Source organism: Microbacterium sp. NPDC090014, assembly GCF_044748285.1.
Taxonomy (GTDB): domain Bacteria; phylum Actinomycetota; class Actinomycetes; order Actinomycetales; family Microbacteriaceae; genus Microbacterium.
The window spans coordinates 270,092-286,049 of the sequence record NZ_JBIVFS010000002.1 but is presented as its reverse complement, the minus strand read 5'-3'; the positions used below and the strand labels follow the sequence as shown (position 1 = coordinate 286,049).

Genomic DNA, 15,958 nt, shown 5'->3' with positions numbered 1-15,958 from the left:
CGCCGTCGCGACCCCGCACGTCGACGAGAACGAGAAAGAGAACACGATGTCGCAGTACGCAGGCGCCGCGCCGCGCTCCCCCCGCGTCGAGGAGCTCCTCGCGCGGATGACCCTCGAGGAGAAGCAGGCGCAGCTCGTCGGCTTCTGGGTGGACCAGGGCGTCGAGGTCGTCGCGCCGATGTCGGGCGAGAAGAAGAGCTCGACCCGCTACGAGGACGCCTCGGAGCACGGGATCGGCCACCTCACCCGGGTGTACGGCACGCGTCCGGTCGACCCTGTGGAACGCGCCGAGTGGCTGTGGGCCGAGCAGCGCCGCCTGAAGCAGCAGACCAGACTCGGCATCCCCGCCATCGTGCATGAGGAGTGCCTGACCGGTCTCGCCGCCTGGAAGGCAGCGACCTTCCCGACGCCGCTCGCCTGGGGCGCCGCGTTCGACCCCGAGCTCGTCGAGGAGGTGGGCCGAGCGGTCGGATCATCGATGCGCGCACTCGGGATCCATCAGGGCCTCGCTCCCGTGCTCGACGTCATCCGCGACCCCCGCTGGGGCCGGGTCGACGAGTGCATCGCCGAGGACCCGCTGGTCGTCGGCCGGGTGGGCACGGCGTATGTCCGCGGCCTCCAGTCCGAGGGCGTGCACGCGACCCTGAAGCACTTCATCGGATACTCCGCTTCGAAGGCCGGACGCAATCACGCGCCCGTGAGCGCGGGCGTGCGAGAGATCGAGGACGTGCTGCTCCCGCCGTTCGAGATGGCGATCCACGTGGGCGGCGCCCGCAGCGTGATGAACTCCTACGTCGACATCGACGGCGTTCCCGTCACGGCAGACGCGCACTACCTGACCGGCATCCTGCGCGATCGCTGGGGGTTCGACGGAGTCGTCGTGTCGGACTACTTCGCGGTCGACTTCCTCTACAGCATGCACCGCGCAGCCGCGGACTCAGCGGACGCCGCCAGGCTCGCGCTCACAGCGGGAATCGATGTCGAGCTGCCCTCGCCCGACGCCTTCGTCACGCTCGCCGATCAGGTGCGGGACGGTCGGCTCCCGGTCGAGATCCTCGACAGGGCCGTGGGCCGGGTGCTCGCGCAGAAGGAGGAGCTCGGGCTGCTGGATGCCGACTTCGACACCCCTCCGACCGCGATCGACCTGGATCCGGCAGAGCACCGTGCGCTCGCGCGCCGTCTCGCCGAGGAGTCGATCGTGCTGCTGAGCAACGACGGATCCCTGCCGCTCGCGCCCTCGACCACCGCCAGGATCGCCGTGATCGGGCCGAACGCCGACAGCGCCGAAGCGCTGATGGGGTGTTACTCGTTCGTCAACCATGTGCTCGCGCATCACCCCGACACCCCCGCAGGCATCGATCTGCCGACGGTCGCCGGCTCGCTGCGCGACGAGTTCCCCGCCGCCGAGATCGTCTCGGCGATCGGATGCGACGTCGAGGGCTCCGATCGCTCCGGCATCCCCGCCGCGGTCGACGCCGCCTCCGCTGCCGACGTCGCCGTCGTCGTGGTGGGCGATCGCGCCGGCCTCTTCGGACGAGGCACCGTGGGCGAGGGCAACGACGTCGAGGACCTCGAGCTCCCCGGCGTCCAGCGCGAGCTGGTCGAGGCTGTCGTCGCGACCGGCACTCCTGTGATCCTCATCGCGATGACCGGACGTCCGTACGTCCTCGACTGGGCGCTGCCGACCCGCGCGGGCGCCGCCGGGACCATGACCGGCCTCGGAGCGGTCGACGGCTCTGTTGTGGCGAACGAGGCATCCGCGGGCATCCCCGCGGCTGTGCTGCAGACGTTCTTCCCCGGCGAGGAGGGCGGCCCCGCGATCGCGCGGCTGCTGAGCGGTCGCGTCGCTCCGTCGGGTCGGCTGCCGGTATCGCTGCCGCGTTCGGCGGGAGCGCAGCCGTACTCGTATCTGCACCCCGTGCTGGGCGGGCTCACGGATGTCACGAGCGCCGACTCGACGCCCGTGCGGCCCTTCGGCTTCGGTCTCAGCTACACGACCTTCGCCCACGATCAGCTCACCGCACCCGCATCGGTCACCTCGGGGGAGAACTTCCGGGCGACGGTGCGCGTGCGCAACACCGGCGAGATCGCTGCCACGGACGTCGTGCAGCTCTACGCGCACGACGAGGTCGCGAGCGTGACCCGTCCGGTCGCCCAGCTGCTGGACTTCCGGCGGGTCGCGCTCGCGCCCGGCGCCGAGCAGATCGTCGAGTTCGACGTGCCCATCGACCGGCTGGCCTTCACCGGGCTCGACGGCGTCAAGCGGGTCGAAGCAGGAGCCATACGCCTGTGGGTCGGCGGCGCCTGTGACGAGGAGGAGACGGTCGCCCGGCTCGAGATCGTGTGAGGCGTCAGCCCTTCACACCCGCGATGAACGCGCTCACGTGCTCCTGGAGCTTCAGGATGCGCATCTCGCGGGCGAGCTCGCGGTCGTAGCCCTCGTACGCGAGCGGCGGCAGCACGCGCACGTTCTGCGAGCATCCGAACTCCGCGCAGACGAGAGTGCCGATGCTGTCGCCCTTGCGGCCGGCCGGACCCGCCTTGCGGGCGACGTACAGCTGCACGTCGTTGCGCAGGGTGACGTCCTCGCACCAGGAACACTGGGCTCTGGCCGTGACGCGCTGCTCGGCGCGCTGCAGGATCACGCCGGTGAGGACGTCATCGACCCAGGCGACGACATAGGAACGTCGAGGGAGCTTGGGGTCGACCCAGCCGAGGTAGTCGAGCTTCTCGACGTCGAGGTCGGCGAAGCCGGCGGGCAGGGTGAGATCGGAGACCTCCTTGCGGGAGGCGTTGATGAAGGAGGCGCGCAGGGTGCGCTCGTCGATGGGACGCATGGGTCGGTGCTTTCGTGTGGGCCGCAGCGGGCGGCGGAAGAGGAATGGAGGACGGCATCCGCACGGACGCCGGGTACGACGTGGTTCCGGGGACGGGATGTTCCGCCTCCGGCCGATCGTCAGCCTCTGTCCGTGGCGCTGAACGCGCCCACGACTCCATTCCGCGCTCGATCCGGAATCCGGAGAGCGCTCTTCGACAACAGCACCCCGAGAGTCTACGCCCGTTTGTTTCGGAGCATGTCGGCTCGGGTTTCCTCGATGCCACGGCCGACCTACTCTTGCCGGAACGTCCGCTCATGAAGGAGACCATCGTGTCCACGCCGCTGAACCGCCTTTCGCCCCTCTCGGTGCGTGAGCGTTCTGCGTGCATGTGCCACCACGGCTTCGCGTGCTCCTCGTTCCAGGCGGGTCACGCGCTGCACCTGATCCAGGCGCGCATCGCATCGGCGACCCCGACCGAGTGGGCCGACGCGATCGTCGAGCACGCCGATGCGGCGACCGGCGAGCTGACCGTGCGCACCCTCGACGGGGCGACTCACGCACTGTGGAACAGCGGCGGCGCAGCGCTCGAGGCTCCTGCGGGCACGCCGATCGCGCTGCACGTGCGCTACGGCGTGCTGGCCGTCGGTCGCACGCAGTTCAACGTCGCGCTCTCCTGAGGGCGCCGTGCGCCTCGCTGCCGCTCAGGCGGTCGCCATCATCATGTCCTTGACGGCCATGCACGCGTCCATGCAGTCCTTGCAGGTCTGAGCGCACATCTTGCACACCTCGCTGTGGTCGGCGTGCGCCATGCACTCGTCCATGCACGTCTGACACATCGCGATGCAGGCGTCGAGCATCGCCATCATCGACGCAGGGGTCATGCCCTGCATCCGCATCATCGACCGCATCATGGTGTTGCACATGTCCGCGCAGTTCATGCATGCCGGTGAGCAGTCCATCATCTGCGTCGAGCACACCGTGCACGCCTGCTCACAGGCCGAGCACGCGTCCATGCAGGCCTGCATGACCGACATGTCCATGGTCGCCATGTCGGGCATCGACATCATGTTCGAGCGCATGGCGCCCATCATCATCGAGTCCATGTTCTACCGCTTCCTTCGTCGACCGCAGCCGAGGTGAGAGCGGGCAGGACCACCCGCCTGGGGCCAGGCTAGTCGTCGCCGACGTCCGCGTCGACGGGGAGGTGGCGCTGTCACGCCCGACCGCGGTTGTCAATCCCGTGTGCAGGATTCTCGGTCCGTGCGACGGTGGACATCCATTGATCGACTGATGAAAGGAATCGCGCCATGAGTGGAGCAGACGACATCAAGAACGCAGCCGAGAAGGCCGGCGGAAAGATCAAGGAGGGCGTCGGAAAGGCGACCGACAACGAGAGCCTCGAAGCCGAGGGTCGCGCCGACCAGACGAAGGCTTCGGTCAAGCAGGCCGGAGAGAACGTCAAGGACGCCGCACACAACGTCGGCGACGGTCTGCGGGACGCTTCCCGGGACTGATCCCCTGAAACGGAGTGAGGCCCGCCGAAGCGGGCCTCACTGCGTGGATCAGCGGGTGCGGCTGCCGGAGATCGCTCGGATCAACCAGGCGATGACCGCGATGGCCAGCAGCACCAGGCCGACCCACAGGAGGAACTGCAGGGACTGCACGAGCCCGCCGGTGATCGCCAGGATGATGGCGACCACGATGATGATGATCAGCAGGATGTTCATCGGTCTTTCCCTTCTTGGGGGCGCGGGGGAGTGCGCCCATCGGTCACTCAACCTAGACCCCCGGGGCCTGTCACCGGAGGGCCTTGACGCGGGGCTTCCCGCCGTGCGAGAGGAGCAGACGACATGCCAGGACGCAGGAACAACTCACTGAAGGATCCGGAGCTGTACGAAGAGCTCCGCGATGACGGCGCCTCGAAGGAGAAGGCCGCCAGGATCTCGAACGCCGCAGCCAGAGACGGCCGCAGCACGGTCGGGCGCCGAGGCGGCGAGCACGGCGACTACGAGGACTGGACCGTCGACGAACTGCGCAAGCGCGCCAAGGAGATCGGCCTCACCGGTTACAGCGGCAAGCGCAAGGCCGAGCTCATCTCGGCGCTGCGCGATCATTAGGTCCGCGTCTGTGGCCCGGTTCGGTGTCGAGGAGGAGTTCGTCCTCCTCGACGAACAGACACTCGTGCCGTCGGCCATGACTCCCGAGACGCGCGAGCGCATCCTCGACGCGGCGGGCTCCGGTCTCACCCCTGAGTATCTGACCTGCCAGCTCGAGTCGGCGACCGAGCCGTGCGTCACGCGAGCGGATGCCGAGGGGCAGCTGCGTCGCACGAGAGGGATTCTCGGCGAGGTCGCTGCGGAGCAGGGATCGATCGTGGCCGCCTCCGGCACCCCCTTCATCTCGCCCAACCGCCTCGTGGTCTCGTCGTCGCCCCACTACGACGCGGTGTCCGCCCAGCTCGTCGAGATCACGCGTGAGCACGAGGTCAACGGCCTGCACATCCACGTCGAGGTGCCGGACGAGGAGGAGCGCGTCCGCGTGGTCAACCGCGTGCGGGCCTGGCTGCCTCCGTTGCTCGCCATCACCGGCAATGCGCCGTTCGCGCACGGGCGGGATTCGGGCTACGCGAGTTGGCGCAGCATCCTGATCCGTCGACTTCCTGCCTCGTGGAGTCCTCCTCTCTTCCACGATCTGAGCGACTACCGCTCGCACGTCGATCAGCTGGTCTCGATGGGGGCCATCGCCGAAGCCAGCTCGCTGTCATGGACCGTCCGCCTGTCCGAGAGGTTCCCCACCGTCGAGGTGCGCGTCTTCGATGCGCAGCTGACGGTCGACGACACTCTGCTCGCCGTGGCCCTGACTCGCGCGCTGCTGGTGAGCGACGCCCTCGACGACTGTCACGGTCTGAGCCTCGACGCGATCGACGCCTCGCTGTGGACCGCGGCCAGATACGGCACGGATGCTCGCCTCGTCGACCCGGTGGACGGATCGATCGAACCGGCCTGGACGATCGCCGACCGGCTGCTCGAACGGCTGCGCCCGGCGCTCGCCCAGCTCGGCGACGACGATTTCGTGGTCGACGGCCTCGCCCGCCTCCGATCCGAGGGCACCGGCGCCCAGCGCCAGCACCGCGCCTACGCGGATGACGGCGCCGCCGGACTCCGCGAGCTGTATCGGACGAGCACCGCGACCCGCTGACCGCCCCGGAGGTCTCCCGGCGGCAGTAGTGTCGCCGTGTGGCATCCTCTCGCTTCGCGCCGCTGCAGCGGCTCGTGATATCCGTCGCCGTCCTCGCGTCCTTCGTGACCTTCCTCGACGGCACCGTGGTGACCGTCGCCCTGCCCGCGATCAGCCGAGAGCTCGGCGGCGGCATCACCACTCAGCAGTGGGTGGTCGACGCGTACCTCATCACCCTCAGCGCGCTGATCCTGCTCGCGGGGTCGCTGTCGGACGCCTACGGCCGGGTGCTCGTCATGCGCATCGGTCTGATCGCCTTCGGCGTGGCATCGGTCGCGGTGGCCGCCGCACCCGATCCCCTCATCCTGATCATCGCGCGCGCGGCGCAGGGCGCCGCGGGTGCGCTGCTCGTGCCCAGCTCGCTCGCGCTGATCACGGCGACCATGCGCGCCGACGTGCAGTCGCGGGCGATCGGCGTCTGGACCGCGTTCACGACGGCGGCCCAGCTGGTCGGCCCCCTGCTGGGCGGGCTCTTCGTCGACTTCCTCTCGTGGAGATTCGTCTTCCTCATCAACGTGGTGCCGATCGCCGTCACGCTCGTGCTGCTCTCGCGCCTGAAGCTGAAGGAGCACCCCAGCGGTGTGCGGGTCGACTGGCTCAGCGGGGCGCTGTGCGCGATCGGTCTGGGCGCTGTGGTCTTCGCGCTGATCGAGCAGCCGAACCTCGGGTGGCAGTCCCCCGCGATCTGGATGCCCGGCATCGCCGGAGCGGCGCTGTTCGCCTGGTTCCTCGTGCGCCAGCAGCGCTCGGCCTCGCCGCTGATGCCGCTGTCGCTGTTCCGGGTGCGCGACTTCGCCTGGGGCAACCTCGCCACCCTCTTCGTCTACGCCGCACTGTCGCTCAACGGCTTCGTCGTCGGCGTCTACCTGCAGCAGGGCGCAGGTCTCAGTGCCACGGCGGCCGGCCTCGCGAGCCTGCCGATGACGATCCTGATGATCCTCGTCAGCTCGCGCGCCGGATCCTGGGCCGGTCGTTTCGGGCCCCGCATCTTCATGACCGTCGGTCCGCTCATCATGGCGGTCGGCGCGCTGATGCTGCTGCTCGTCCGCGAGGACTTCGACTATTGGTGGCAGGTCTTGCCGGCGATGATCGTGCTCGGCCTCGGGCTCTCGCTCACCGTGGCTCCGCTCACCTCGGCGATCCTCGGCGCCATCGACGAATCCCGCTCGGGCATCGCCTCCGCGGTCAACAACGCGGTCTCCCGCGTCGCCGGGCTGCTCGTCGTCGCGATGCTGTCGACCATCATCGGCGGCACGCTCGATCTCGCGGGCTTCCACAACGCGGCCTGGGTCACCGCCGCGCTGCTCGTGCTCGGCGGTGTGGTGTCGTGGATCGGCATCCGCCGCAATCCGGCCGAGGAGGCCGAGGCTCCGGCCGTCGACGGGGCGCCCTCGCCGATCGGTTGACGATGTCGGTGGTCGGGCGCACACTGGGGGCATCGTCCTACCGAGCACCCGGAGGTCCACCGTGAGCACGCCCCAGACGCCCCTTCCGCCCGTCGTCGACGTCGACACGTGGCGTCGCGAGCTCGACGCACTGCGCGTGCGTGAGAAGGCGGCGACGCGAGAACTGGATGCGATCGCGGCGCAACGACGACGACTGCCGATGGTCGAGCTGCCCGACTACACGCTCGTCGGCGAAGACGGGCCGGTGCGGCTGCCCGAGATCTTCGGCGAGCACCGCCAGCTCATCGTCTACAACCACATGTGGACCGACGGCAATGAGTGGCAATGCCCCGGCTGCACCGGCTTCACGTCGCAGTTCACCCGCCTCGACTTCCTCGAGCGCTACTACGACGCCCGCTTCGTGATCGTGACGAACGGACCGATCGATGAGGCACTGGCCTACCGCGACATGGTGGGCAACCGCATGACCTGGTATTCGAGCGCCGACAGCACCTTCGGTGCCGACATGGACGCCGGGCCGAACGAGGGCTTCGGCGTGAACGTGCTGCTCCGCGACGGCGACACGGTCTATCGCACGTGGCACACGAACGGCCGTGGCACCGAGCGCATGAGCCAGCTGCAGGGTCTCGTCGATCTGCTGCCCTTCGGCCGACAGGAGGAGTGGGAGGACTCCCCCGCCGGCTGGCCCCAGCATGAGACGTATTCTCAAGGGATGGGTTCGAAAGAGATCGCCGCACTGTACGGGGCCGGCAGCTGAGGCGCGCGACGGTCGCGGTCGCCGCCATCGCCGTGCTGGTCCTCACGCTCACAGGGTGCGTCACGACCATCTCCGACCCTCCGGCGCAGTTCGCCCTTCCCCCCGCGGGGGCGACCCCCGACTATCAGCTCGGCGGCGGCTACGACCCCGCCGACGGAGTCGGCATCGTCGGCCGGGACCGCTCGGATGAGCCCGCCGACGGGCTGTACTCGGTCTGCTACGTGAACGGATTCCAGACCCAGCCGGGCGAGCTCGACACCTGGCCCGACGACCTCGTGCTGCAGAGCGACGGCGAGCCGGTGTTCGACCCCGATTGGCCCGATGAGGCTCTGCTCGACACGTCGACGGACGAGCGCCGCGAGCGCATCGCCGAGATCGTCGGACCGTGGATCGAGGGGTGCGCCGAGTCGGGATTCGACGCGGTCGAGTTCGACAACCTCGACTCGTACACCCGCTCGGACGACGCGCTCACTCTCGACGACAACCTCGCCCTCGCGGCGCTGCTTGTCGACGTCGCCCACGACTCCGGACTCGCGGCCGGGCAGAAGAACGCCGCCGAAGACGCACCGGTGCTGCGCGAGCGCGCGGGATTCGACTTCGCCGTCGTCGAGGAGTGCAGCGTCTTCGACGAGTGCGGGGCGTTCACCGACGTCTACAGAGACGCCGTGATCGACATCGAGTACTCCGACGAGCTGCCGCGGTCGTTCGACGAGATGTGCGCCGACGACGACGCCCCCTCGTCGATGGTGCTGCGAGACCGCGACCTCGTCACGCCGTCGGACGACGGGTACGTGTTCGAGACCTGCGATCGCTGACCGTCGCCTCAGCAATGCACATCGATATGCTGGCCCCGTGAGCATGACGGGGGATCACGGTGGCGCCACGCCTGCGGCCTCGCGCCCGGCGCCCGCGCAGGTCGTGCGGCACGCTGCCTCCCGGTGGAAGCGCGGGATCGCCGAGCTGCCCCGATGGATCTGGTTCGCCGCAGTCGCGGTCGCCGCCGTGGCCATCGTCGTCGCGGCGATGGGCGGGTTCGCCCGTGCAGAGGCTTCGCCGACGCTGCTCGGCGCGGATGAGGAAGTGCGCACCTCGCAGTACGCGATCACCGTGCTCGACGCCGAGTTCGCCACCGAGGTCGAGTCGGAGTATCTCGAGGCGGAGCCCGGCGAGAAGCTGCTCGTGATGAGCACGCGCATGGAGAATCTCTCGGATGCTCCGATCGGAGTCGGCACCACCGTCGACCGCATAAGCACCGGGTTCGTCAACACCGGCCGTCCGCTTCTCGACCTCGCAGGCGTCCCCGCGAGTGACTCGGTGGCGGTCTGGCGAGCGGACGGGTCATCCGGCCAGGTCATCCTGCAGCCGGGCGTCCCCAGCCAGGTGACCTTCGCCTGGACCATACCCGAGGACGCATTCCTCGACGGTTCTGTCGCGCTCGACGTGCACGAGGTGCAGATCCAGCGTGGAGCGGTGATCCTCTCCTCACGAGCGGTCACGTGGCGCCCTGCCGCCCTCAGCGCACGCATCTCGGTCACCGCCCAGGAGACACGATGAGACGCGCGACCCCCTGGCTGGTCGGCGCTGCGCTGGTGGTCGCGGCCGGCGTGCTGACCGCCGTCACACCGACCGATGACGACGTCATCGGTCCGACCGTCGTGCGTGGCGCCTTCGGCGACCCCGTCGAATCCCGCACTCTGATCGCGGCAGCGACGGACGCGACGTTCGCGGACCAGGTGGCGGTGTCCGGTGGCGACTGGAGCGCGGAGGGGAACTGGCTCGTCGTGACGGTGATCGCCTCGGCGCCCCGCACGGAGGTGGATGCCGCCATCCAGCTCGCGACGCTGACGATCGACGATCGCGTGTTCCAGGCCAGCGAGCGACCCGACGCGACGCTGACGTCGACCCCGCTGCGACTCGGCATCGACACGGTCGGAACGCTGGCCTTCGAGCTGCCAGCGGATCTGACATCGGGGCAGGCGGACCTGCGTCTCATCTCCTCGTACTTCACCGCCGAGCTCGACGACGTGATCGCGATCGCGGTCGAACTGGACGACCTTCCTCGCACGCCGAGTCTCGAGCTCGATGACCCCGAACTGCGGATCCCATGAGCTGGTGGCGGACGCAGCGGACCGGGCTGATCGCGTTGTCGATCGCGGCCGTCGCGATGGTCAGCGCCACGGCATGGCTCGACATCGCGCCGAGCATCCGGCCGACGGATCGGGTGATCGACGCCGACACGACGGTCGACATCGCCGGACAGACCCTCACGCTCGGGCCCACGGAATGGGCGGAGTTCGAGGCGCCTGCGGGGACCCGCACCCTCAGCGTCCGACTGTCGTCGAGCGGCGAATCCGCGGCATCGCTCTGCGGACAGACGACGCTCACAGAGATCGACGCCGATCGCACCTGGCTCAGCTCTCGCGCAGACCTCGATGTGCCCTACGACGAGGGCGAGAGCTCATGCATCGCCGAGCCGGCGTCGTACCGCATCCTGCTGACCTTCCTGCTTCCCGACGACGCCGATGGCCCGTTCCTGCTCGATATCGAGGGCAGTGACGACGACCTCGCCCGCTTCCGTATCGAGCCCTGACGGGCGGGTGTCGAGGCCAGACCGGGGCCGGCCGATGACGGCGTCATAGGCCGTGGCGACGATCGCCACCCTGAGCGGTTCGGCGACGGCACCGATGGCGACGGTGACGAGCGGGAAGAACCCCGCCCAGAACGACGATTCGTGGCCCCCGATCAGCAGCAGGACTCCCCGGGTGCCCGCCTGCTCGGCGAAGCCCCACGCGGCGTAGGCCAGTGCGTAGACGCCGAAGAGCAACGGCCCGCCACGCCAGATCACCGCGACGGCAGCCCAGAGGCCTTCGAGTCGCATCACCAGCGTGCGCGCGATGCTCAGGGCCGCCCCTCGCGCCGCTCCCCCGCCGAAGCGTGCGAACGGCGGAGTCGAGTCGAAGGTCGTGCCGAAGATCACACCGGCGACCGTGAGCCAGGCCGCGGGGACGAGGAGTGCGGCGACGAGGATTCCGGCCAGCCAGGTCGCCCCTTCCCATACGGCGGCGATGGGTTCGATGTTCACCGAGAACCAGTCGCCGAGGCTCTGCAGCCACCCGGCCGCCTCTCGTTCACCGAACCAGTCCAGGACGCTGACCCACCACCGTGCGACGAGTGTGAAGAGCATGAAGGTCCACAGCACCTCGGCATAGGTGGCCAGGATGATCGTCCACCGCGGCAGCCGGTCGGCGAAGCGCGTGAAGAGCAGTCGTGCGATCAACGCGATCACGAGCACCGTCACCGGCAGCACGCCGACCGCGATGACACCACCGCGATCGCCCATCTGGACGAGGTCGTACCCGGAATCGGCCAGCGCGATCGCGCTCGCGATCTGGAAGAACTCGATCTGGTCGGCATCGAGCAGACCCCACGCGGTGTAGAAGGCGAAGAACGGCAGGATCGCGGCGAGAGTCGCGGAGGCGAACTCGCGGAGGCCGCCGGCATCCTCCCTCCGGCTGTGCGGCAAGGAGGGGCGCACAGTGAGATACATCGCGACGTACGCGACGAGTCGGGCGGCGACCGCCAGCGGCAGCAGCAGCAGGCCCCCGAGCGTGGTGTGACCGCCGACGAAGCCGGCGAGCTCGATCAGTACGCGATGCAGCGCCTCGCCCCCGAGATACCAGGCCATGAGCGCAGGCCAGTGTCGGGCGAGGATGCGCCCGAACGTGCGGAGGGCCTGTGACATGTGCCCTACCGTACCGGTGGATCACCGTCGTCGAGCGGCATGAGGACACCGACCCCCGCTCACGCCAGCGGCATACTTCGCGCCACATCGGGCGTCAACCCGGTTCTCACCGCCGCCCTGCGGGGGCACCATGGCGTCGTGAACGCATCGACGTGGACTCCCCGCCGCGCGGTCTCGGCCGCAGTGGCGCTGTTGCTCGCCGCCGCACTCTCGGGCTGCGGCCTGACCATCCCGGCCGACCCGGACGGCACTCTCGCGTCGGCGACCGGCGCTGACCTGAGGGTCGGCGTCTCGGCCGATCCCGGGCTGGTCGACACTGATCGGGACACCCCCACAGGAAGCATCGCCGACCTCGTGACAGGCTTCGCCGACAGCATCGACGCCGACATCGACTGGACCTACGGGTCGGAGGAGACGCTGGTCGGGATGCTCGAGCGCGGCGACCTCGACCTCGTGGCGGGCGGCTTCACCTCTGACACCCCCTGGATCGACAAGGCCGGGGTCACCCGCGGCTATCCCGAGATCGACGGAGCCGACGGTCGCGAGATCGTGATGCTCGTGCCACTCGGCGAGAACGCGTTCCTCAGCGCTCTCGAACGTCACCTCGACGAGGCGGTGGGGTCGCGATGACCGTGCAGCGGATCGGCCGCACCGAGCTGCCGGACGAGCAGCGCGCAGCGCTGCGCCGAGCGATCGGGTGGGAATGGTTCACCATCGCCTACACGTCGGTGACGATCGCGGTGATCGCCCTTGTCGTCGGCAACTCGCAGGCGATGCGCACCGCGTGGATCGAGGACATGCTGTCGCTGATCCCGCAGATCGCCTTCCTCGTCGCGCTGATCTTCATCCGCAAGCGCCCCTCGGTCAAGCATCCCTACGGCCTGCACCGCGTGATGGGAATCGGACACCTCGTGGCGGGCGTCGCCCTGCTGGCGGTCGGACTCAATCTGGCGGTCGAAGCGGTGACCGGGCTCATCGCCCGCGAGCACCCGACCATCGGCACGGTGCAGCTGTTCGGGCAGACGATCTGGCTCGGCTGGCTGATGGTCGCCGTGATGGCCGTGGTCATCGTCGGCCCGGTGTTCTTCTACGGACCGGCGAAGGCGAAGCTCGCGCCCGTGCTTCACAACAAGCTGCTCTTCGCCGACGCCGACATGGCCAAGGCCGACTGGCAGACCACGGTCGCCTCGATCGTCGGCGTGCTCGGTGTGGGTGCCGGCGTGTGGTGGCTCGACGGCGCTGCGGCTCTCGTGATCTCGCTCGGGATCGTGTGGGACGGCTGGCGCAACACCAAGACCGCCGTGATCGATCTCATGGACCAGCGCGCCAGGACGTACGACAGCAAGCACCCGCATCCGCTCGCCGGTGACGTGATCTCGACCATGCGCTCCCGCCCCTGGGTCGCGCAGGCGGGAGTGCGGATGCGGGATCAGGGGCAGGTCTTCCACATCGAGGCGTTCGTCGTCCCGCATCGCGGAAAGGTGTCGATGGGCGACGTCACCGACCTCGCGGCACGCATCACCGACCTCGACTGGAAGGTGCAGGATGTGGTCGTCGTGCCGGTGGAGGAGCTCCCCCAGGGCGTCGACACCTCGGGCCGCGACTGACCGCGCTCGGAGCGAGACCCCGGACGGCAGGACGCCCACCGCACCAGTTAGGGGGAGTCCGTGCGGCGGGCGCCGTAGCCGGTCGCTCGGGGCGACCGGCCGCTCTCGGCAGGCGTCAGAGGTCGTCCTCGTCGTCGCCGTCCTCCGAGCCCGCGGCGTCCGGATCGTTCGGGACCGGGTCCTCGGACTGCTGACGCGGCGCGAGCTCGTCGGGGATCATCGGCGTCTCGTCCGCCTCGGATCGCCCGCCGTCGGGGGTGGATTCGATGTCTGACATGGTGCTCCCTTCGTCGGTGTGCGCAGTCCGGTCAGCATGCCGGGGCGGAGCAGCCGATGCGCGCCCCTTGACAGAACGCGCTCACCCACTCAGTGGAAGGGGCACCCACGGGACGCGGGTGCCGATGACGATGCCGATACGGATGCCGCCGAGCGCACCGCTCCGCCGGACCGCGGCTTGGTGGGCAGCCGACGCCGGTCGACGTCGAGCCCTTCGTCGAGGATCCGCAAGTCGGGGTCGCTGAGCACCGTGATCGCCGCGGCCAGCCCTGCGATCGCGAGCTTCTCGCCCGGGCAGCGGTGCCCCGTCGGGACGTCGGCGCCACCATGAGGAACGAATGCGGCGAGCGCTTCGTAGTCCTCGATGTCGCGGAAGCGCTCGGGGTCGAACCGCTGGGGACGCGCCCAGAAGCGGTCGTCCGTGTTGGTACCCTGCAGGTCGAGGACGACGCGTCCTCCGGCATCCACCGTCTGACCGTCGATCTCGATGTCCGCGGTGGCCCAACCGGGAAGCATCGGCACGAAGGGAGAGGTGCGACGGATCTCCTGCGCGAACATGATCGACAGCGGTCCGCCGACGAGCGACCCGCGCTCGACGGCCTCGGCGGCGATGCGCTCGCGCCAGTCGGGACGCTCGTGCAGCTCCTTCGCGGCGAAGGCCACGAACCGGGCGACTGCGATCATCGGACGGATGCTGTTCTGCAGCTCGACACCGGCGACGCGCGCCGGGAGCAGCTCGCCGTCCTCGTCGCGGTGATGCGCCCACACCTCGAGCGCCGTGCCCGATTCGGCGCGCAGCGAGCCGTGTCGCACCGCCTCGATGAGCCGAGCGGAATGACGGTCCGACCACCACCGGTTCGCCAGGGCGGCGATGTACAACGGCGAGTACGGCGAGCCGAAGCCGTCGACGATCTGGGCGAGCCGCGCCGCCCATCGGGTCTGGGCCGCCGGCGTGCCCGGCACACCCGCCCAGCCCATGATCGCCCGGCCCAGCGCGCCGACGGCCGCGTCGTAGGCGCTGCGGGTGCCGCCGTCGAGCCACGCCCGGCGCTCGCTCTGCCATTCGCGCTCGAGCCAGGGCGTGAGTCGTGCGACCTGCTCGTCCTCATAGAGGGCGCCGACGAAGGCGGCTTTGCGGTGCCGGTGGGCTGTGCCGTCGAGGCTGTGCACGGAGCCGTGCCCGAACAGGCTCTCCTGCACGATCGCGGGCATGGCTCCGGAGCGCGCGATGCGGGTCTCGTCGTAGAAGAGCTCGACCCCCTCCACTCCCCTGACGAAGACCGCGTCACTGCCGAGCAGCCGCATCGGCGCCGATCTCGCACCCGGCGGCACCCGTCGCCAGATCCGAGCCCCGAACCCGTAGCCGCGGGTCAGCAGGGTGGGAGCGTCGTCCTGTGCCAGTGCGCCGAGCTTTCGCGCCGCACGCGCGGGGATGTCGATGAGTGCCATGCTGCGACGTTCGCAGAGACGTGGTCGCCGAACCAGGGGGAGGCGCGAGCGGGGCCTCTGTGCTAGTGCCTCACTCGTGCCTCGCGACCCGCACTCCCCCACGCGCGGTCGTCAACCCCCTGTCTGCGAATCGGAAGCCACGCGATCATCGTCACGACGCGAGAGGAGTTCCGACATGGCGAAGAACGTGCGCACGATGGACTGTCAGCCCGACGATGTCTTCCGGGTGCTGGGCAACGGTTGGCTGTACCCGGCGTGGGTGGTGGGCGCCTCGCGCATGCGCGACGTCGATGAGTCGTGGCCGCAGCCGGGCGCTGAGCTGCATCACTCGGTCGGCGTCTGGCCCGCTCTGCTCGACGACACGACCGTGGTGGAGGAATGGTCGCCGCCGAACCGCATGGTCATGCGCGCGAAGGGTTGGCCGATCGGCGAGGCCCGCGTCACTCTGCGGGTGCGGTCGTATGACGGCGGCACGATGGTGCGCATCGACGAGGAACCCGTGAACGGCCCCGCCACGCTGCTGCCCGGTCTGGTGACCGCTCCCCTGCTGCGCTGGCGCAATTCCGAGACCCTGCACCGCCTCGCCTACCTCGCGGAGGGGCGCGCGTCCTGACCCACTCCTGCCCATATATTGGGTTGTGAGCCGCGACCTCCGCGGATGCGGA

20 protein-coding genes are annotated in these 15,958 nt (G+C 69.5%); 14 read left to right on the top strand and 6 right to left on the bottom strand.

Going from position 1 to position 15,958, the window contains the following annotated elements; all coding sequences use genetic code 11:
• The first annotated feature begins 46 nt into the window (after positions 1 to 46).
• Positions 47 to 2,347, top strand: a complete 2,301-nt coding sequence (locus ACIPV5_RS14775) for a beta-glucosidase (protein WP_400342156.1) — start codon at positions 47 to 49, stop codon at positions 2,345 to 2,347.
• A gap of 4 nt (positions 2,348 to 2,351) precedes the next feature.
• On the opposite strand, the gene ACIPV5_RS14770 is transcribed toward ACIPV5_RS14775, so the two are convergent.
• On the bottom strand, positions 2,352 to 2,837 hold the full coding sequence (locus ACIPV5_RS14770) for an FBP domain-containing protein (RefSeq protein ID WP_053097609.1): 486 nt from the start codon (positions 2,835 to 2,837) through the stop codon (positions 2,352 to 2,354).
• Positions 2,838 to 3,148: 311 nt separating this feature from the next.
• On the opposite strand from ACIPV5_RS14770, the gene ACIPV5_RS14765 reads away from it, so the two are divergent.
• On the top strand, positions 3,149 to 3,496 hold the full coding sequence (locus ACIPV5_RS14765) for a hypothetical protein (protein WP_400341623.1): 348 nt from the start codon (positions 3,149 to 3,151) through the stop codon (positions 3,494 to 3,496).
• Between the two features lie 24 nt (positions 3,497 to 3,520).
• On the opposite strand, the gene ACIPV5_RS14760 is transcribed toward ACIPV5_RS14765, so the two are convergent.
• Complete coding sequence (locus ACIPV5_RS14760; protein ID WP_232224472.1) at positions 3,521 to 3,700, bottom strand: hypothetical protein; 180 nt, start codon at positions 3,698 to 3,700, stop codon at positions 3,521 to 3,523.
• Here ACIPV5_RS14760 and ACIPV5_RS14755 point away from each other — a divergent pair.
• Positions 3,699 to 3,959, top strand: a complete 261-nt coding sequence (locus ACIPV5_RS14755) for a hypothetical protein (protein WP_232224473.1) — start codon at positions 3,699 to 3,701, stop codon at positions 3,957 to 3,959. The two genes, ACIPV5_RS14760 and ACIPV5_RS14755, sit on opposite strands and share 2 nt — an antisense overlap.
• 167 nt (positions 3,960 to 4,126) lie before the next feature.
• On the top strand, positions 4,127 to 4,333 hold the full coding sequence (locus ACIPV5_RS14750) for a CsbD family protein (RefSeq protein ID WP_053097611.1): 207 nt from the start codon (positions 4,127 to 4,129) through the stop codon (positions 4,331 to 4,333).
• A gap of 48 nt (positions 4,334 to 4,381) precedes the next feature.
• Here ACIPV5_RS14750 and ACIPV5_RS14745 read toward each other — a convergent pair whose 3' ends face one another.
• Complete coding sequence (locus tag ACIPV5_RS14745; RefSeq protein WP_167347464.1) at positions 4,382 to 4,546, bottom strand: hypothetical protein; 165 nt, start codon at positions 4,544 to 4,546, stop codon at positions 4,382 to 4,384.
• Positions 4,547 to 4,669: 123 nt separating this feature from the next.
• Here ACIPV5_RS14745 and ACIPV5_RS14740 point away from each other — a divergent pair, with 123 nt between their 5' ends.
• The 7 genes from ACIPV5_RS14740 (at position 4,670) to ACIPV5_RS14710 (ending at position 10,327) form a co-directional block, all read left to right on the top strand.
• Positions 4,670 to 4,936, top strand: coding sequence for a Rho termination factor N-terminal domain-containing protein (locus tag ACIPV5_RS14740; RefSeq protein WP_053097612.1), 267 nt, complete (start codon positions 4,670 to 4,672; stop codon positions 4,934 to 4,936).
• Positions 4,937 to 4,946: 10 nt separating this feature from the next.
• The gene (locus tag ACIPV5_RS14735; RefSeq protein ID WP_372984025.1) at positions 4,947 to 6,017 is read left to right on the top strand and encodes a YbdK family carboxylate-amine ligase; all 1,071 of its coding nucleotides are present in this window, start codon (positions 4,947 to 4,949) and stop codon (positions 6,015 to 6,017) included.
• A gap of 38 nt (positions 6,018 to 6,055) precedes the next feature.
• Positions 6,056 to 7,462 carry an MFS transporter gene (locus tag ACIPV5_RS14730; protein ID WP_053097614.1) on the top strand — a complete coding sequence of 469 codons (1,407 nt, stop codon included), beginning with the start codon at positions 6,056 to 6,058 and terminating at the stop codon, positions 7,460 to 7,462.
• Between the two features lie 61 nt (positions 7,463 to 7,523).
• The gene (locus ACIPV5_RS14725) at positions 7,524 to 8,219 is read left to right on the top strand and encodes a DUF899 family protein (RefSeq protein ID WP_400341619.1); all 696 of its coding nucleotides are present in this window, start codon (positions 7,524 to 7,526) and stop codon (positions 8,217 to 8,219) included.
• 32 nt (positions 8,220 to 8,251) lie between these two features.
• Entirely contained in the window at positions 8,252 to 9,034 is a 783-nt protein-coding gene (locus ACIPV5_RS14720; RefSeq protein WP_400341617.1) for an endo alpha-1,4 polygalactosaminidase, read from the top strand.
• 37 nt (positions 9,035 to 9,071) lie between these two features.
• Entirely contained in the window at positions 9,072 to 9,773 is a 702-nt protein-coding gene (locus tag ACIPV5_RS14715; RefSeq protein ID WP_400341615.1) for a hypothetical protein, read from the top strand.
• On the top strand, positions 9,770 to 10,327 hold the full coding sequence (locus ACIPV5_RS14710; protein ID WP_400341613.1) for a hypothetical protein: 558 nt from the start codon (positions 9,770 to 9,772) through the stop codon (positions 10,325 to 10,327). The genes ACIPV5_RS14715 and ACIPV5_RS14710 overlap by 4 nt, the downstream gene beginning before the upstream one ends.
• 350 nt (positions 10,328 to 10,677) lie before the next feature.
• On the opposite strand, the gene ACIPV5_RS14705 is transcribed toward ACIPV5_RS14710, so the two are convergent.
• The gene (locus ACIPV5_RS14705; RefSeq protein ID WP_400341611.1) at positions 10,678 to 11,961 is read right to left on the bottom strand and encodes a hypothetical protein; all 1,284 of its coding nucleotides are present in this window, start codon (positions 11,959 to 11,961) and stop codon (positions 10,678 to 10,680) included.
• A 39-nt stretch (positions 11,962 to 12,000) separates the two neighbouring features.
• On the opposite strand from ACIPV5_RS14705, the gene ACIPV5_RS14700 reads away from it, so the two are divergent.
• Both ACIPV5_RS14700 and ACIPV5_RS14695 read left to right on the top strand, forming a co-directional pair.
• Positions 12,001 to 12,591, top strand: coding sequence for a hypothetical protein (locus ACIPV5_RS14700; protein ID WP_320490499.1), 591 nt, complete (start codon positions 12,001 to 12,003; stop codon positions 12,589 to 12,591).
• Complete coding sequence (locus tag ACIPV5_RS14695; protein ID WP_400341609.1) at positions 12,588 to 13,568, top strand: cation transporter; 981 nt, start codon at positions 12,588 to 12,590, stop codon at positions 13,566 to 13,568. The genes ACIPV5_RS14700 and ACIPV5_RS14695 overlap by 4 nt, the downstream gene beginning before the upstream one ends.
• Before the next feature lie 115 nt (positions 13,569 to 13,683).
• On the opposite strand, the gene ACIPV5_RS14690 is transcribed toward ACIPV5_RS14695, so the two are convergent.
• On the bottom strand, positions 13,684 to 13,845 hold the full coding sequence (locus ACIPV5_RS14690) for a hypothetical protein (RefSeq protein WP_285364633.1): 162 nt from the start codon (positions 13,843 to 13,845) through the stop codon (positions 13,684 to 13,686).
• An 89-nt stretch (positions 13,846 to 13,934) separates the two neighbouring features.
• On the bottom strand, positions 13,935 to 15,293 hold the full coding sequence (locus ACIPV5_RS14685) for a cytochrome P450 (protein ID WP_400341607.1): 1,359 nt from the start codon (positions 15,291 to 15,293) through the stop codon (positions 13,935 to 13,937).
• Positions 15,294 to 15,468: 175 nt separating this feature from the next.
• Between ACIPV5_RS14685 and ACIPV5_RS14680 the strand changes: the two genes are divergently transcribed.
• Positions 15,469 to 15,906, top strand: a complete 438-nt coding sequence (locus ACIPV5_RS14680; RefSeq protein ID WP_072591755.1) for an SRPBCC family protein — start codon at positions 15,469 to 15,471, stop codon at positions 15,904 to 15,906.
• Positions 15,907 to 15,958: the final 52 nt, after the last annotated feature.